Origin of the sequence: Synechococcus sp. ROS8604, assembly GCF_014279655.1 — a bacterium.
Lineage (GTDB): Bacteria > Cyanobacteriota > Cyanobacteriia > PCC-6307 > Cyanobiaceae > Synechococcus_C.
Genome location: NZ_CP047946.1, coordinates 1,100,214 through 1,116,669, shown reverse-complemented (window position 1 = coordinate 1,116,669; position 16,456 = coordinate 1,100,214). Strand labels below are relative to the sequence as shown.

Sequence of the window (16,456 nt, the reverse complement as noted above, 5' to 3'; positions counted from 1 at the left end):
CTCACTTTAACGAGCGCAGGCGATCTGGCATCAGGTCATAACGAAGCAGATCCTCTGGCTGTTCTCGCCGCTGAATCAGCTCCGCCTCGCCTTGATGCACCAGCACGGCAGCGGGTCTTGGAATCCGGTTGTAGTTCGAGCTCATCGAGAGGTTGTAGGCACCCGTCGCCAGAACCACGAGCACCTCCCCACTGCGGCAAGTCGGAAACGGCAGATCCTTGAGCAACACGTCACCGGATTCACAGTGCTTTCCGGCCAAGGTGATCGTTTCGTCTGCCGTTGCCAGGGGACGGTCAGCAAGACAGGCCGTATAGAGCGACTGGTAGGTGATCGGACGCGGGTTGTCGCTCATCCCACCGTCAACAGAGACATAGGTGCGAATGCCAGGAACCACCTTGCGTGCGCCCACGGTGTAAACCGTCACCCCACTGGATGCCACCAGAGAACGACCCGGCTCGCACATCAAGCGCGGTAGCTCAAGACCACGCTCCCTGCAGGCCAAGGTCACGGCTTCTGCCACCACCTTGACCCAAGCATCAATCGATGGTGGATCGTCGGATTCGACGTAGCGAATTCCCAGCCCCCCACCGACATTGAGATCACGCACTGGATGTCCGAGCTCACGGGCCAACTTGAGGGCATCTGCCATCACAGCCGCCAAATCCCGATGCGGATCCAGTTCAAAAATCTGCGAGCCGATGTGCGCGTGTAGGCCTTCAACACGGGCCCAAGCACACCCGGCCAACGCTGTCAGCACGGGCTGCAACTGATCGGGATCAAACCCAAATTTGCTGTCCAAATGTCCCGTACGGATGTACTCATGGGTGTGGCACTCGATGCCCGGCGTGAAACGCAACATCAAGCGAACCGGTGCTCCACCCTTAGGAACGAGCTCAGCGAGGCAATCCAGATCGTGCTGGTTATCAGCCACCACCATCACGCCATGGCTGTAGGCAAGGGCGAGCTCCTCCACCGACTTGTTATTGCCATGCAGCACCATGCGTTCTGGCGGCATCCCTCCATCGAGTGCTGTTAGCAACTCTCCAGCTGAAACGGCGTCAAGACCCAGCCCTTCTGAGGCCACGAGTCCGGTTAAGGCCAAGGAGCTATGGGCTTTTGATGCATACACGGCAAGGGAATCGCCGGGGTAATGACGCTTTAGAGCTTCGCGGTACTCCTGAGCCGAAGCGCGAATGCTCAGCTCATCAAGGACGTAAAGCGGGGTTCCGTATCGCTCTGCGAGTTCACTCAGACGGCAGCCGCCCACCATCAGACGGCCCTGATCATCAAGCTCAGCCGAGACGGGAGCGAGATTTCGATTGGGGCTGACAGGATCACAGCCGGATTCGTAAGGGGTGGCCATGGCTTCGTCAGGGGCAGGCAATCAGGGCAATGTAAGAAGCGACGCTTCTCAACCCTGACTGCAAAAACAATCAGGCTCAATCCAACGCATGGTTTGGCCTGCCTGAAACTCGATGCCCGAGCGCTCAATGGCCTTTGGAATGCCGACCATTGGGAGCGTGAACTCTCCGATCCCAAGCGCATTTGTGTCGGAATTGCAGAGGGCTCAGACAATTTGTCTGCAGTGGCCTGCGGCTGGGTTGTCCTCGATGAGCTCCAAATCACCGTGGTTGCCGTTGATCCTGAGCAACGGCGCTTGGGACTGGGCCGAACTGTTTTGAAACAGCTGCTCGTGGACGCCAGCAGCGCCGGAGCAAGGCAGGCCTTTCTTGATGTGGCCGAAGACAACCATGGAGCCCTCGCTCTTTACGGGGCTTTGGGCTTTCACACCATTGGTCGCAGGTCCGGCTATTACCGCAACGGCAAGGACGCCTTGATTCAATCCCTTGAGCTGTAAACAGACATCAAACTGAATTGAATCAATTCAGCACGCAATGGGTAGGGATAACCGCACTGATCAAACAGAAACCCGCACTACATTTCTGCATTGATTAACACTTTTTGAGATGCTCACCCCAAATCACTACTGGGATCTGAGCTGGTATCGAGAGTGATCACAACAACTCTTCATCCCTGATAGCTTGGTTTCACCATTAACGGCCCTCAAGATGTTCGAGCGGTTTACCGAGAAGGCCATCAAGGTGATCATGCTGGCCCAGGAAGAGGCCCGTCGCCTCGGCCACAACTTTGTTGGAACAGAGCAGATTTTGTTGGGTTTGATCGGTGAGGGCACTGGCGTCGCCGCCAAAGTGCTCAAGTCGATGGGCGTCAATCTCAAGGACGCTCGGGTTGAAGTTGAAAAAATCATTGGAAGGGGATCAGGCTTCGTTGCCGTTGAGATTCCTTTCACTCCCCGTGCCAAGCGCGTGCTTGAACTCTCCTTGGAAGAGGCGAGGCAGTTGGGTCACAACTACATCGGAACCGAGCACCTCCTCTTAGGCCTGATCCGCGAAGGCGAAGGGGTTGCGGCACGCGTGCTCGAAAACCTCGGAGTCGACCTGGCGAAGGTACGCACTCAGGTGATTCGCATGCTTGGCGAAACAGCTGAAGTGGGAGCCGGAGGTGGTGGCGGAGCCAAAGGGTCCACCAAAACTCCAACGTTGGATGAATTCGGCACCAACCTCACCCAACTGGCAACTGAATCCAAACTAGATCCGGTCGTTGGACGTCACAAAGAAATCGATCGGGTGATCCAGATCCTCGGCCGACGCACAAAAAACAACCCTGTTCTGATAGGGGAACCAGGTGTTGGCAAGACGGCCATCGCTGAGGGTCTTGCTCAGAGAATTCAGCAGGGGGATATCCCAGACATTTTGGAAGAGAAGCGTGTTCTCACACTCGATATCGGCTTGCTCGTTGCAGGCACGAAATATCGAGGGGAATTTGAGGAGCGGCTCAAGAAGATCATGGAAGAGATCAAATCAGCCGGCAATGTGATCTTGGTGATCGACGAAGTTCACACCTTGATCGGTGCTGGAGCGGCTGAAGGTGCTATCGATGCCGCCAACATCCTCAAACCAGCACTGGCTCGTGGCGAACTCCAATGCATCGGAGCAACTACCCTTGACGAATACCGCAAACACATTGAGCGCGATGCGGCCCTGGAGCGTCGCTTCCAGCCCGTCACCGTGGGCGAACCTTCCATTCCAGACACCATTGAAATTCTGAGGGGACTGCGCGAGCGCTACGAGCAGCACCATCGCCTCAAAATCACCGACGCAGCTCTAGATGCAGCAGCAACCTTGGGGGATCGTTATATCTCCGATCGCTTCCTTCCAGATAAGGCCATCGATCTCATTGATGAAGCTGGCAGCAGAGTTCGTTTGCTGAATTCCAAGCTTCCCCCTGCCGCCAAGGAAGTGGACAAAGAACTCCGCGCTGTCCAGAAGGAAAAAGAGGATGCTGTTCGCGATCAAGACTTCGGTCGCGCAGGAGAACTCCGCGACAAAGAAGTTGAGTTGCGTGAAAAGATCCGCACGTTGCTGCAAAGCAGCCGAGAAGAGTCCCCTGTTAACAGCGGGGATGCCGGCCAAACCAGCGAAGGTGCGGTGAGAGAGGCTGTGCCCTCCGATTCAGCGGAGGGATCCACAGCCCAACCTCAACTCCTCACCACTCCGATTGTTGACGAGGAAGATATCGCTCACATCGTGGCCTCCTGGACTGGAGTCCCCGTTCAGAAGCTCACCGAGAGCGAGTCCGTGAAATTGTTGAACATGGAGGAAACCCTCCATAAACGTTTGATTGGACAAGATGAGGCGGTGAAAGCGGTTTCCAAGGCGATTCGGCGGGCACGCGTTGGCCTTAAAAACCCCAATCGTCCGATTGCCAGCTTCATTTTCTCTGGCCCCACCGGCGTCGGTAAAACCGAGCTCACCAAGGCTCTCGCCGCCTATTTCTTCGGTAGCGAAGAAGCGATGATCCGTCTCGACATGTCGGAATTCATGGAGAGGCACACGGTCAGCAAATTGATCGGTTCACCTCCCGGATATGTGGGATTCAACGAAGGAGGTCAGCTCACTGAAGCGGTTCGCCGTCGTCCCTACACCGTTGTTCTTTTTGACGAGATTGAGAAGGCCCATCCCGATGTCTTCAACTTGCTTCTGCAACTTCTCGAAGATGGTCGCCTGACCGATTCCAAAGGAAGAACCGTTGATTTCAAAAACACCTTGATCATCATGACTTCGAACATCGGTTCGAAAGTGATTGAAAAAGGTGGTGGTGGTTTAGGTTTCGAATTCTCTGGTGAAAATGCCGAAGAGAATCAATACAACAGAATCAAATCTCTTGTAAATGAGGAACTGAAGCAGTATTTCCGCCCTGAATTCCTTAACCGTCTTGACGAAATCATTGTCTTCCGTCAACTCAACCGTGAGGAGGTGAAAGACATTGCAGAAATCATGCTTAAAGAAGTCTTCGCTCGTATCGGCGACAAGGGAATCACTTTGACGGTGTCCAATGCTTTCAAAGAGCGCCTTGTGGAGGAGGGTTACAACCCTGCTTACGGCGCAAGACCTTTGCGTCGTGCCGTGATGCGTCTTCTCGAAGACAGCCTGGCGGAGGAAGTCCTCACCGGGCGCATCAAGGAGGGGGATTCCGCTGAAGTGGACATCGACCACGACAAAAAAGTGGTTGTTCGACACCTCAACACCACCGCCCCAGTGACACCTCAACTGGCCAACGCTGGGGTTTGAAGCAAGCATGACCACGTCGTTGGTTTGCCATACCCATGCCATTGCTCCTTCCCGGGTGATCCGGGGAGAGCAAGCCTGGCAACAAGGTCTTCCTGCTATTGCTGATCTCTGTCAGCGACCTGCCCTACTCGGACGCAGTCCCGCAACCCAATCCATTCGTGCGCGTTTAAAGGCCGATCTCATCGGCTGTGATTTGGCTGTTGTGGAGAGCCAACTCCATTTCGACTGCTGCGAAGACGACCTCACACGCCTGCAGGCCCAACTGCAGGCAACAGGCTGTGATGCCGTGATTGCAGCCGGTGGAGGAAAGGTTTTAGATGCAGGAAAACTCCTGGCCTATCGACTCAAACTTCCATGCGTCACGGTGCCGCTCAGTGCCGCGACCTGCGCCGGGTGGACAGCGCTTGCCAACATTTATTCCCCCGATGGAGCCTTTATTGCCGACGAGGCACTCGCTTCTTGCCCAGATCTTTTAATTTTTGATCATGGCCTGGTTCGCCAAGCCCCGAATCAAACGTTGGCCAGTGGCATCGCCGACGCCCTCGCCAAGTGGTACGAGGCATCTGTGGGGAGCGGATCCAGCACGGACGGAATCATCCAACAGGCCGTACAGATGGCCCGTGTGCTTCGCGATCAACTTCTGATCGATGCCCGCGAGTCGATGGCTCAACCGGAGAGTGAAGCCTGGGTTCGGGTGGCTGAGGCCTGTGGTCTCACCGCCGGGGTGATTGGTGGCCTTGGAGGTGCGCAATGCAGAACGGTTGCGGCCCATGCGGTCCATAACGGCTTAACGCAATTGCATGCCTGTCACAGCAAGTTGCACGGAGAAAAAGTGGGCTTCGGCATTCTTGTCCAGCTCCGGCTAGAAGAGCGCCTTGGCGGCAATCAACTAGCAGCCCAATCCCGTCGTCAACTTTTGCCTCTGCTTCAAGAGCTGGGTGTCCCGGTCACGCTGCAAGATCTTGGACTGGGAGAAGCTGGGTTGCATGAATTGCGCGCCATTTGCAGCTTCGCCTGCCGGCCAGGCTCCGACCTGCACCATCTCCCCTTCGACGTCACTGAGACCGATCTGCTGGAAGCTCTCTTGAGCACCGACGCAGACAATCGCTCCGTCAGCACCTCGCTGGAGACCGAAGCTTGACCAACAAGCGCATTCTCGAGAACGCTGCATCCACCCTTCTCGATCCTCTGGCCCGTGAACAGCTCCAGGGCTTGGAGTGGTTGGAACTTGCCTGCACCGATAGCGGGGCAGACCACTACCCAGTGGTGACTATGGGCAGTGGGCCACCGGTATTGCTACTGCACGGATTTGATAGTTCCAATCTGGAATTCCGACGTCTGGTGCCCCTGCTCAAAACCAACAACACGCTGATCATTCCCGATCTGTTCGGTTTCGGGTTCTGTCCAAGGCCAGAACAAATCAGCTACGGACCTGAGCTGGTGCTCAACCATCTCGATGCCCTGCTCGACACCCTGCCAACAGACGAAACCATCGGTGTGATCGGAGCATCAATGGGTGGCTCTGTCGCGATGGAACTGGCGCGGCGCCACCCCGAACGCATCGATCGCTTGCTGCTTCTTGCTCCAGCAGGACTGGATGGCAAACCGATGCCCCTGCCTCCGGTGCTGGACCAACTAGGGGTTTGGTTTCTAGGCAGACCTGGCGTGAGACGGGGTTTATGCAGACAAGCCTTCGCCGATCCCGACAGCAACGTTGGAGAACCAGAAATTGAGATTGCATCCCTGCATCTCAAGGTGCCTGGGTGGGCCCGTTCGTTAGCGGCTTTCGCCCGCAGCGGAGGATTTGCCGGGTGTGGTGACCCCCTTCCCCCTCAACCCCTGCATGTGCTCTGGGGTGAACAGGATCGAATCCTGCGCGCCCCTCAAAAACGTTCCGCGCAGGAATTATTGGGAGACAAGCTTGAATCGGTTGCCAATTGCGGGCATCTTCCCCATCTCGATCAACCGGAGTTGGTGGCGAAACGCTGGCAAGCATCAGAATGACTCCCATGAACGCAAATAGCTCTGGCCCGCTGCTACAGCTGCTGTCCAATGGTCTGCAAATTTGGATCCGAGGTCAATGCGATGACGTCGGTGAGTTGAAGCTGAAACTCCAAGGATCAGCTTTGCAACTTCTGCGCGGCAAGCTGGAAGGTGTGTCCTTAACCGCCCGCAAAGTGAGTTTTCAGAAACTCCCCCTTCTGCGGGCTGAGCTCAAATCCGGTGCCCTTCAAGCCCACATCAATCCCTCCAATCCTGGCCAGCCGATTCAGCTTTCCCACCCCTTCACCATTGATGGAGAAGTGGTCCTCAGCGGAGCCGATCTCAACCGAGCCCTCGCCAGTGATCGTTGGAGGTGGTTAGGAGATCTCATCAGTGAGCAATTGATGGGGCTCACACCTCTGCAAACCTTGAGCATTGACGACGACTTACTGGAATTGCAGGCAGCCGTGATTGCAACCCAAGATCCTGTTCGCGCTCGGTTTGGTCTTCAGGCCGCGGAGGGCACCATTCAAATCACTCAGCTCGAGTCAGGAAAATCGTTTTTATTGCCCATGGATTCCGGCATTCACATTGACAAGGCAAACCTCAAAGCAGGTCAATTAATCCTTCAAGGGAAGGCCACTGTCAGCCCCTAATCAGTCCTTGATCATTCCGTGACCTGCAACTCGAAACGCTAGTTGGCGAGCAAAGGCATGATCAAAATCAAGGCGTAGTACACCACCGCTGGGGTGAACAAATAACTATCAATCCGATCCAGAATCCCCCCATGGCCTGGAAGAGCATCTCCAGAGTCTTTCACTCCTGCATCGCGTTTCATCATCGACTCGGTCAGATCACCGACAAGAGCAAATAACGCCACCAACGCTCCAAGCAAACCACCACTCAGCCACCCCAGGCGCCAGCCCATCAGGCTTGCCATCAAAGCCCCCACCACAACAGAGCACAAGGCTCCTCCGATCGCCCCCTCAATCGTCTTTGACGGAGAGATTGGAGACAGGGGATGGCGACCGAGTCGACGACCAATCATGTAGGAGCCAATATCACTCGCAACCACCATCAAACAGGCAGCCAAAGTGATTAATAAGCCCGATGAAAGCCAGGAATTATCAATGCTTAGCCGTTGCAAAATGGGGGCAACTTCAAAATCAGTCAGGTTGCGAAGTCTCAACCAATGGCTTGGAAGAAAGCCGAGATAAAACAAACCAAAAATGGAAGCGGCGATGTCCGCAATCGATCCTGTGACCGGCTGCAAGAGCAACCAACCACAAATGGCTGCACCGGATAAGGGCAGCACGGCATCAGGCAAAAGAGCCGGAAGACCTCCTGAATTGGCCCACTGCGTGCTCAAAAGCAAGAGCTGACACGCCACAAGCGTGGTTTTCGTGGCAGGCCTCATACCTTTGAACTGGGCCATTCGGAAAAATTCCAACAAGCCCAGATGCACGATCACCCCCAACGCGAGCGTGAACCACCAGCCGCCGAGTCCCACCACCAGCAACCCAAAAGCGCCAGCCAGCAGTCCACTGAGCAAGCGCTTGCGATCAAAACCCGTCTTGGTTTTGCCTTTGCTGCTGCTTGCTCCTTCTGAAATCACCCCAGTTGCACCTGCGGCTCTTCAGCCAGAACTTTCACCTTACCGGGCACCAGTTCCGGCCATCTCCGGTGCTGACTCAATAACCACTCCAACCGATCCGATTCAATTCTTTCTCCAGGGATCAGCAATGGAATCCCTGGCGGATAGGGACAAATCATGTCGGCGGCAATGCGCCCACCACTGTCCTGAAGAGACAGCTCACAGGCTTGGGCCCGAACGGCAAGCGCTGGAAGCAGTTCAGGCGTTGAACTGGTCTCCAGAGGCGGCACAAGCAACGGCTCCAAGGGCCCAGACCGGGGTTGGGACAGCTGGAGCCTCCGCCAAAGCTGTTGCATGCGTTGAGCCAACCCACGCTGAGACGCCAAGCCAAGGCAAAAGGTCAAACACAAAGGTTCTGGGAGCTCGGCGATCAATCCCCGCTGCATGAACCAGGCATCGGCATCCAAACCGCTGATTCCCTGCTCTGCCGTCACCAAAATCAAACGCAAGGGGTCATCACTGCTGCCCAAGGGCAGTCCTGCAGCACGAAGGCGAGCGGCGATTTGATGCGCTTCCTGCAACCTTCGCTGCAGCAAACGCTCCCATGATGAGGTCAGCATCCAATGCAACGTTGCCTCACAGGAAGCCAACAACAAGGCACTGGGGCTGCTGGTCTGAAACCTGAGCAACGACGCTTGCACCGCTTCAGAGCTGACTCGCATCCCTTGCAGCCAAAGCACGGCTGTCTGCCCGAGACCAGGCGCTGATTTATGCAGGGAATGCACGACGAGGTCAGCGCCCGCATGCAGGGAGGAGCTCGGGAGGTCCTCCCTGCCAGAGAAAGCGAAGTGGGTGCCATGCGCCTCATCCACCAGAACCGGCAAGCCGCGCCGATGCAGGGCTGCGATCAACGGCGTGGGGTCGGACGCATACCCGTGATATGTGGGATGCACCAACACGGCAGCCACGATCGCCTCGGGGATAGAAGGCAGAGCCATGAGCGCTTGCTCCAGGCATGGCTCAGACATCGCACCGGGATGTCCACGATCAGACAGAAAAGGAACGGGTAAAAACACAGGCCGGATCCCTCCCATCACACAGGCAGCAATCAAGCTGCGATGCGCATTGCGCGGCAACAACACCGCCTGCCCAGGTCCAACCAGAGCCGAAAGCGCTGCTTGAAGTAAACCGGTGGCTCCGTGCACACCAAACCAACAACCCTCAACACCCAATAGGGAAGCCAGTTGTGCTTGCGATTCAGCCACAGCCCCTTCGCTCTCAAGGGGGCCACCAATCTCTGGAAGTTCTGGGAGGTCCCAACTACCGGGTGCCTGCCGCAGCAAACGCTTCAAAGCGGGTGGCAAGGCTCTGCCCCGACCATGCACTGGCAAGTGCAGAGGCTGCCGACGATCAGGCCGCAATAAGGGAATTAAGGAGTGCATAAGGGCCTGCGCTTCTTCAGTCCAGCAAAAAGGGGCAGGGTCGCCCAGAAAGCGATGGAACGAAAAGACAACAACACGACAACGACGGCCATTCAATCGCCCATGAAACGAGTTGAAGGAACGATCTGCCTAAGATTCACGCTCTAGAGATTCGAAGTGTGTTGGATATGGCAGAACGAATCAGTCTGGCCAACAACACCCCGCCTAAAGACGCTTCCGAACAACGCATGCGTTATGCCCCTGGCAAGGATGCGCGCTGGCTCTTCCTCCGACCGTGGATCTATTTGCCGCGGGTGCTCCAAATCTTTTGGGCACTCACGGGGTTGGTCGTCAGCTTGCTGCTTCGCGGCAGAAGCAAGGACGCCGAGGTGCAGCGAAAACTGGCCAGAACCCTGCTTCGCACCCTCACCAATCTGGGGCCTTGTTTCATCAAAGTGGGGCAAGCCCTGTCCACACGGCCTGATCTGATCCGACGCGATTGGCTCGATGAACTCACCAAGCTTCAGGACGATCTCCCCCCTTTCAACCATGCGATCGCCCTGCAAACTATTGAAGAGGAGCTAGGCGCTCCGGTGGAGCAACTCTTCGAAGACTTTCCAGGCGTCCCTGTTGCTGCCGCCAGTCTGGGGCAGGTCTACAAGGCGCGTTTGCACGGTCAGCACTGGGTTGCCGTGAAGGTTCAACGGCCCAATCTTGCGTTTATTTTGCGCCGCGACATGGTGCTGATTCGCACCTTGGGCGTGATCGGAGCACCTTTCCTGCCTCTCAACTTGGGCTTCGGATTGGGCGAGATCATCGATGAATTTGGTCGCAGCTTGTTTGAAGAAATCGATTACTACTGCGAAGCCGACAATGCCGAACGATTTTCTGCGCTGTTTGCTGATAATCCAGCCGTCACGATTCCAAAGGTTGAGCGCCTGTTATCCGCCAGGCGTGTGCTCACCACCTCCTGGATTCATGGCACAAAAATGCGAGATCGGCAGGAGTTGAAATCTCAACGTCTCAACCCCCCAGCCCTGATCCGCACGGGGGTGATTAGCGGTCTCCAGCAACTTCTCGAATATGGATACTTCCACGCCGATCCTCATCCGGGAAATCTGTTTGCTTTGAGTGGACAAACGGGGGATCTCGGTCACGTGGCCTACGTCGATTTCGGAATGATGGATTCCATCAGTGATGCCGACCGCTTAACGCTCACTGGTGCCGTGGTTCACCTGATCAATAAAGACTTTTCAGCGCTCGCTAAGGATTTCCAACAGCTGGGATTCTTGGCACCCAATGCCGACCTGGAGTCGATCATTCCTCCGTTAAGAGAAGTGTTGGGGGGAAGCCTGGGCGACTCCGTTGGCACCTTCAATTTCAAGGCGATTACCGATCGCTTTTCGGAATTGATGTACGACTATCCATTCCGCGTGCCAGCTCGCTTTGCTCTGATCATCCGCGCCGTTGTTAGTCAGGAGGGTCTTGCCCTGCGTCTAGACCCAGATTTCAAAATCATTGCCGTGGCCTACCCCTACGTGGCGAAGCGACTCTTGGCGGGAGACACCAAAGAAATGCGCGAAAAGCTTTTGGAGGTCCTGTTTGATTCCGAGGGCCACCTACGCCTCGAAAGACTGGAAAGCCTCCTCGACGTTGTGGGAAGCGATGCACCCACACCGGGTGCTGAACTCATCCCAGTTGCGGGAGCAGGTTTGCGCTTACTGCTGAGCAAGGATGGCGCCGGCCTGCGCAGACGGCTGATGCTCACCCTCGTGCGTGACGATCGCCTCAGCACAGCAGACATCAGATCCCTGACCTCCCTGCTTGGACGCACCTTCAGCCCGCGTCGCATTGCAGGGCGCATGCTCCAACAACTGAATCCACTAGCTGCCGCTTAGGGTCCCCCCAACGCTTTCACCTCACACTCTCAACCTCACTGTTATGGGATTAGCCCCTGACCTCATGCCCATCGAGTTAGACCAAGCCGACCTCGATGCACTCAGTGATTTCTTTGGTGATCTCGATCCCAGTGAAATATTGCTGGAATACGCTCCGATGAGCCAGCCGCCCTATCTCGTGGCGGGGCTGGGGCTAGCCATTGGCGTGTTGTGCGGGCTCACCTTTGCGCGTCTGATCCAGATTCGCTTAGACGGATGGAAACAAGATCGGCTCGCCCTTCTGCCCCTTGGGACGGCAGAAGTCACGATGAGTTATGCCGGAACCCTGCTCGGCATCACCCTTTTCATCGGAGGGTCACTTCAAGTGTTTGGCTTCGCGTCTGGGGCTGGATACCTTGTTGCCATGCTGCTTTCCCTTCTCACGGGTGGAGCGTTATGGGTGCAATTGGAGCGATTAATGACTCAAGTGGAGTCAGGCAATTTCAAAGCCGTTGATTTCGACAACTTTGACGAATTCTTCTGAATTCAGGCTTAAACAAGCACATAGGCCTGGAGTTGTTCATCACCTCGGCGCAACATCTCTAGGCCTTCGCGTTCGAGTCTTCGGGTCCGATCACGACTCATCTTCATGGATTTGGCAATGCCCGTGAGGCTCATCGGCTCTTCCCCGTCCATCCCGTAGCGCATACGCAACACCTTTCCCTGCAATTCAGGCAGCTGACTCAATAGATCACGCAGGTCTCCCTTCAAGCATTCGCCTTCCACCTGTTCAGACGGCAGCTCAGCATCACCGGCCAGCAGCTCCAGCAATTCGGTGTCATCCCCATCTCCCACCTTCATCTCCAAGCTCACAGGCTGACGGGCACGGCACATCAAATCCTTCACTTCCTCTTCTGGAAGTTCCACAAACGAGGCCAATTCCGTTACCGAGGGGGTGCGGCCCAGCTCTTGACTTAATTCTCTCTGGCCTTTTTTCAGCTTGTTCAACATCTCGGTGATGTGAATCGGCAAGCGAATCGTTCGGCTCTTCTCCGCAATCGCACGGGTGATGCCCTGACGGATCCACCAATACGCATAGGTGCTGAATTTGTAGCCCCGGGTGGGATCAAATTTCTCCACACCACGCACCAAACCAATCGTTCCCTCCTGGATTAAATCCAGCAGTTCCATATTCCGCTTGGTGTATTTCTTGGCGACGCTCACCACCAAGCGCAAATTGGCAGCCACCATCCGCTCTTTGGCTCGCCGGCCCGCCTGCAGCTTGCGCTTGAGTTGCGCTGCACTCACACCAGCGGCTTTGGCCACTTCTTCTCGGGCCACCTGGTCTTCGCCGCGCTGATCTTTTAATTCCGCTTCCAACGCCTCGAGATCCATCAGCTCCTGCACCTGACGGCCCAGCGTGATCTCCTGCTGATGACTCAACAACGGCACTCTGCCGATGTCTCGCAAATACGAACGCACGAGGTCCGCATCGGGGAGCAGAGCCAAGGGCGCCATCGGCAATTACGAAACGTTTTCATTTCCTAATCTACCACTTTTTATGATTTTCTTCACGTTGGCACCCATCCAATCCACTTGACAAAATGACGAAACTGAGATCTTTTCCGTCATGACTGCTACCACTCATGATGATCACTCTTGATGATCACTGGATCAAAACAGCGTCAGATCATTGCCAAGGAGTGAACCGGTGAGCCGCCAACGGTTGCAAAAACTGATCGCTGCTGCTGGAGTCTGTTCGCGGCGACACGCTGAAGACCTTCTGCGCGAGGGCCGCGTCAAGGTGAATCAGGTCACAGCGGGACTTGGCGACCAAGCCGATCCAAGCATCGACCGCATCGAGGTGGATGGCTGTCCCTTGTCTCAGCCCTCGAGCCCAGGACTGATCCTGCTCAACAAACCCCCCGGGGTCATCAGCAGCTGCAGTGATCCCCAAGGGCGTAAGACGGTTCTCGATCTCATACCCGAGTCGCTCCGACGCGGCCTTCACCCCATTGGCCGACTGGATGGAGACAGCCGCGGAGCTCTCCTGTTAACCAATCAAGGTGCCATCACCTTGCAACTCACGCACCCCCGCTATGCGCACCGTAAAACCTACAAAGTGCTGGTTAGGGGGAAGCCCAAATCCACAACGCTGCAGCGCTGGCGCAACGGTGTGAGCCTCGACGGCATACCCACACAACCGGCCGAGGTTTCCCTGCTGAAACAAGGAGCCAACCAATCGCTTTTACAAGTCATCCTCACGGAGGGAAGGAATCGCCAAATCCGCCGGGTGGCCGACGCCCTTGGCCACCCAGTGCTGGATCTTCAACGAACAGCCATCTCGTCCATTGATCTCGGTTCTTTGCCAGAGGGCCACTGGCGCGAGTTAACAGGTTCAGAATGGACCTCTATCCGTTTGGAACGGAACGAGTGCCCCTGATAACGGCATCGCCGCGATGAAGTTTTCCCTCCCTTGGCGACGTCTCAAAAACAAGCAACAAGCTCCCTCGCCGCTTGAGAGTCGCAATAACTCCCTGGAGGAGGCGGGACAACTGCTGCGAGAACAGAGAGAACGAAAGGGCCTCAGCATGCGAGACCTCTCCAAAGAGGTGAGAATCACAACACCGGTTCTGGAAGCTCTCGAACGCGGCTGGCAAGACCGCCTCCCGGAACCCGCCTATTTAGTGGCGATGTTGCAGCGCTTGGAGACCTATTTCGACCTTCCAAACAACAGCCTTTTAGCAGCCCTCCCGAACAAACCCGGATCGAATCGCTTAGCGACCAACGGTCGAGGCACGCGCTTCACTCTTGGCAGCATCGATATCTTCACCACGTGGCAAGGAAGCGTGGTCTATGGCGCTGTAATCCTCGGATCGATTCTGGCTCTGAACCATCAACAACGTCATCTGATCATCCTCAATGCCTTCTCGCCAAGGCCAATCCCGATTAATACACCGCTGGACAGTGATCAGATGTTGAAGGGTTTGCGCCCGCTAGAGGAGGTGATCACTGCCAGTCCTGGAAAGCCTGCTCTCCCTCTCGATCAACTCACAAAACCCGGCGTACTCGAGATCAACCTCAACAAACCCAGGCAGATCAATCTGCGCAGTGAAGGAGGAGATCGAACCAACCTTCAGGGCGCCACTGGAACCGTGACCTTGCAGCTGTTACCCCCAGTGGACCTCAGCATCAACCCACCACCAGGCGAGGCCGACTCCGTGAGCTGGAACGGACAAGTTCTCGCTCCAAAAACCAATCAACCTGGTTCTTATCACCTGCCCCAGACCGCTGCTCTCTCCCCGTAACCCTTGAGAGCTCCTTGCAAGGCCTCATCAAAAGCGCTCATCCGCCAGCACCAATTGCCGCCAACCGTGCCTGGCGTATTGAATCGGGCTTGATCATCCAAATGCAGCAAATCCTGCAAAGGAGACACGACGAGCTCAGCGGACGTTCCCATTCCGAGTTCCATCAATTGCCATCCTGGTGACTCCACATGACATCCCAGCAGCTCACCAAGTTGGCGCCTAGAGGATTCATCCAGTCTCTGCCACCACCCCATCGTTGTGGGGTTGTCATGGGTACCGGTGTAGACCACCCAGCGGCGACCTTTGATATTGCACGGCAAATAGGGGTTCTTGGGGTTGCCATCAAAGGCGAATTGCAACACCTTCATCCCTGGCAAACGAAAGCGATCACGGAGCCGTTCCACATCTGGCGTGATCACGCCAAGATCTTCGGCAACGAGAGGAAGCTTCCCTCCGGCATCGCGACGAAGCAGGCGCAACAACTCATGGCCGGGTGAGCGCTGCCACACCCCATTTTGAGCCGTGTCGTCATCCCCGGGAACCGCCCAAAATCCTGCGAGGGCTCTGAAATGATCCAAGCGCAGGCGATCGGCAAGCCTCCACTGCCGCTTCAAGCGATTGCGCCACCAACGAAATCCAGTCCGCCGGTGCCTGGCCCAGCTGTAAACCGGTGTTCCCCAAAGCTGGCCGGTCTCCGAAAAATAATCGGGCGGCACGCCGCTCTGAAGCCGCATGCGTCCATCAGCCGCAATCGAAAACAGGGAGCGATGGCTCCAAACATCAGCGCTATCGCGAGCCACATAAAAGGGCAGATCACCAAGGATCTCGATGTTTAACTCCAGAGCTTGCACGCGCAGACGTTGCCACTGACGATCGAGATGCCATTGGAGAAGTTCCTGCTCCAGCAAGGCCTCACCATGCTGAAGCCGCCACTGCGCCAAGGCAGCAGGTTGCTGCACAGCGAGCGGATGGGGCCAAGACCACCAGGGAAAACCGTTGTGTTGCTCACGGAGCACCACAAAATTGACGTGATCCGAGAGCCAATGCGTTTGGTCGACTTTCCAGCGTTCAAATTGTTGTTTACGCGCAGAGGATTGCTGAGGCCAATGGGCGGCAAGCGCATGGGCCAGGGCCGCAGCACGCGCATCCGCCAACTGAAAGTCCACCTCAGCGCTGGCTTCCGGCTTGGGCTCAGCGCCAGGGAGATGCTCAAGATCACCGGACGCCAAAAAACTCTCCTCTGCCAAATCTTCGGCATCCAGAAGCCAAGGATTCAGGGCAAAACTGGAGGGGGAGCTGTAAGGAGACCCTGTGCCATCAGGAGGAGCCAGGGGCAAAACCTGCCAAACATTGATGCCATGGTCCGCCAAAGCCTTCAACCAGGCGCGGGCTGACCGTCCAAAGCTTCCACACACCGGTGAATCCGGCAGGGCCGTGGGATGCAGGAGAACACCAACCCTCTGCGCCCTTTCGCTTCTGGAGTGTTTAACCATCGAAGCCAATCATTCGGGGAGTCAGACGGTCGAAGGGCATCAAGGGATCCGACCTTTTTGATCTTACGGAGCGTCTCAACAACGATCGAAGCTCGTTGCTCAGGCTGATCGCAATGACGGTGGTCTCC

General features: G+C 56.1%; 14 protein-coding genes. 9 read left to right on the top strand and 5 right to left on the bottom strand.

The window, feature by feature from the left end; all coding sequences use genetic code 11:
• Nucleotide 1: 1 nt before the first annotated feature.
• Nucleotides 2–1,363 carry a diaminopimelate decarboxylase gene (gene lysA, locus SynROS8604_RS05880; RefSeq protein WP_186545489.1) on the bottom strand — a complete coding sequence of 454 codons (1,362 nt, stop codon included), beginning with the start codon at nucleotides 1,361–1,363 and terminating at the stop codon, nucleotides 2–4.
• Nucleotides 1,364–1,456: 93 nt separating this feature from the next.
• Here lysA and SynROS8604_RS05875 point away from each other — a divergent pair, with 93 nt between their 5' ends.
• From SynROS8604_RS05875 to SynROS8604_RS05855, 5 genes are all read left to right on the top strand, one after another.
• Complete coding sequence (locus tag SynROS8604_RS05875; RefSeq protein ID WP_186545488.1) at nucleotides 1,457–1,858, top strand: GNAT family N-acetyltransferase; 402 nt, start codon at nucleotides 1,457–1,459, stop codon at nucleotides 1,856–1,858.
• 211 nt (nucleotides 1,859–2,069) lie between these two features.
• Entirely contained in the window at nucleotides 2,070–4,652 is a 2,583-nt protein-coding gene (locus SynROS8604_RS05870; protein WP_186545842.1) for an ATP-dependent Clp protease ATP-binding subunit, read from the top strand.
• A 7-nt stretch (nucleotides 4,653–4,659) separates the two neighbouring features.
• Nucleotides 4,660–5,793 carry an iron-containing alcohol dehydrogenase family protein gene (locus SynROS8604_RS05865; protein WP_186545487.1) on the top strand — a complete coding sequence of 378 codons (1,134 nt, stop codon included), beginning with the start codon at nucleotides 4,660–4,662 and terminating at the stop codon, nucleotides 5,791–5,793.
• Entirely contained in the window at nucleotides 5,790–6,656 is an 867-nt protein-coding gene (locus SynROS8604_RS05860) for an alpha/beta fold hydrolase (protein ID WP_186545486.1), read from the top strand. Before SynROS8604_RS05865 ends, SynROS8604_RS05860 begins: the two co-directional genes overlap by 4 nt.
• Nucleotides 6,653–7,291 carry a DUF2993 domain-containing protein gene (locus tag SynROS8604_RS05855; RefSeq protein ID WP_186545485.1) on the top strand — a complete coding sequence of 213 codons (639 nt, stop codon included), beginning with the start codon at nucleotides 6,653–6,655 and terminating at the stop codon, nucleotides 7,289–7,291. The genes SynROS8604_RS05860 and SynROS8604_RS05855 overlap by 4 nt, the downstream gene beginning before the upstream one ends.
• A 38-nt stretch (nucleotides 7,292–7,329) precedes the next feature.
• Here SynROS8604_RS05855 and SynROS8604_RS05850 read toward each other — a convergent pair whose 3' ends face one another.
• Together SynROS8604_RS05850 and SynROS8604_RS05845 are read right to left on the bottom strand one after the other, a co-directional pair.
• Nucleotides 7,330–8,250, bottom strand: coding sequence for a phosphatidate cytidylyltransferase (locus SynROS8604_RS05850; RefSeq protein WP_186545484.1), 921 nt, complete (start codon nucleotides 8,248–8,250; stop codon nucleotides 7,330–7,332).
• Entirely contained in the window at nucleotides 8,247–9,671 is a 1,425-nt protein-coding gene (locus tag SynROS8604_RS05845; RefSeq protein WP_186545841.1) for an aminotransferase class I/II-fold pyridoxal phosphate-dependent enzyme, read from the bottom strand. Before SynROS8604_RS05845 ends, SynROS8604_RS05850 begins: the two co-directional genes overlap by 4 nt.
• Nucleotides 9,672–9,838: 167 nt before the next feature.
• On the opposite strand from SynROS8604_RS05845, the gene SynROS8604_RS05840 reads away from it, so the two are divergent.
• The gene (locus SynROS8604_RS05840) at nucleotides 9,839–11,548 is read left to right on the top strand and encodes an ABC1 kinase family protein (RefSeq protein WP_370586561.1); all 1,710 of its coding nucleotides are present in this window, start codon (nucleotides 9,839–9,841) and stop codon (nucleotides 11,546–11,548) included.
• Nucleotides 11,549–11,591: 43 nt separating this feature from the next.
• Nucleotides 11,592–12,071 carry a hypothetical protein gene (locus tag SynROS8604_RS05835; protein ID WP_006852311.1) on the top strand — a complete coding sequence of 160 codons (480 nt, stop codon included), beginning with the start codon at nucleotides 11,592–11,594 and terminating at the stop codon, nucleotides 12,069–12,071.
• Between the two features lie 8 nt (nucleotides 12,072–12,079).
• On the opposite strand, the gene SynROS8604_RS05830 is transcribed toward SynROS8604_RS05835, so the two are convergent.
• Nucleotides 12,080–13,045 (bottom strand): RpoD/SigA family RNA polymerase sigma factor, encoded by a 966-nt coding sequence (locus SynROS8604_RS05830; RefSeq protein WP_186545483.1) that lies wholly within the window; start codon nucleotides 13,043–13,045, stop codon nucleotides 12,080–12,082.
• 193 nt (nucleotides 13,046–13,238) lie between these two features.
• On the opposite strand from SynROS8604_RS05830, the gene SynROS8604_RS05825 reads away from it, so the two are divergent.
• The gene (locus SynROS8604_RS05825; protein ID WP_186545482.1) at nucleotides 13,239–13,970 is read left to right on the top strand and encodes a pseudouridine synthase; all 732 of its coding nucleotides are present in this window, start codon (nucleotides 13,239–13,241) and stop codon (nucleotides 13,968–13,970) included.
• Nucleotides 13,971–13,986: 16 nt separating this feature from the next.
• Nucleotides 13,987–14,835 (top strand): RodZ family helix-turn-helix domain-containing protein, encoded by an 849-nt coding sequence (locus SynROS8604_RS05820; protein ID WP_186545481.1) that lies wholly within the window; start codon nucleotides 13,987–13,989, stop codon nucleotides 14,833–14,835.
• On the opposite strand, the gene malQ is transcribed toward SynROS8604_RS05820, so the two are convergent.
• Nucleotides 14,802–16,328 carry a 4-alpha-glucanotransferase gene (gene malQ / locus SynROS8604_RS05815; RefSeq protein WP_186545480.1) on the bottom strand — a complete coding sequence of 509 codons (1,527 nt, stop codon included), beginning with the start codon at nucleotides 16,326–16,328 and terminating at the stop codon, nucleotides 14,802–14,804. The genes SynROS8604_RS05820 and malQ overlap by 34 nt on opposite strands.
• Nucleotides 16,329–16,456: the final 128 nt, after the last annotated feature.

Bases quoted from the DNA above. Each gene is read 5' to 3' on its own strand.
- SynROS8604_RS05820 (WP_186545481.1), top strand. From the start codon at position 13,987: ATGAAGTTTTCCCTCCCTTGGCGACGTCTCAAAAACAAGCAACAAGCT.
- SynROS8604_RS05865 (WP_186545487.1), top strand. From the start codon at position 4,660: ATGACCACGTCGTTGGTTTGCCATACCCATGCCATTGCTCCTTCCCGG.
- SynROS8604_RS05870 (WP_186545842.1), top strand. From the start codon at position 2,070: ATGTTCGAGCGGTTTACCGAGAAGGCCATCAAGGTGATCATGCTGGCC.
- SynROS8604_RS05845 (WP_186545841.1), bottom strand. From the start codon at position 9,671: ATGCACTCCTTAATTCCCTTATTGCGGCCTGATCGTCGGCAGCCTCTG.
- SynROS8604_RS05835 (WP_006852311.1), top strand. From the start codon at position 11,592: ATGGGATTAGCCCCTGACCTCATGCCCATCGAGTTAGACCAAGCCGAC.
- SynROS8604_RS05855 (WP_186545485.1), top strand. From the start codon at position 6,653: ATGACTCCCATGAACGCAAATAGCTCTGGCCCGCTGCTACAGCTGCTG.
- SynROS8604_RS05840 (WP_370586561.1), top strand. From the start codon at position 9,839: ATGGCAGAACGAATCAGTCTGGCCAACAACACCCCGCCTAAAGACGCT.
- malQ (WP_186545480.1), bottom strand. From the start codon at position 16,328: ATGGTTAAACACTCCAGAAGCGAAAGGGCGCAGAGGGTTGGTGTTCTC.
- SynROS8604_RS05830 (WP_186545483.1), bottom strand. From the start codon at position 13,045: ATGGCGCCCTTGGCTCTGCTCCCCGATGCGGACCTCGTGCGTTCGTAT.
- lysA (WP_186545489.1), bottom strand. From the start codon at position 1,363: ATGGCCACCCCTTACGAATCCGGCTGTGATCCTGTCAGCCCCAATCGA.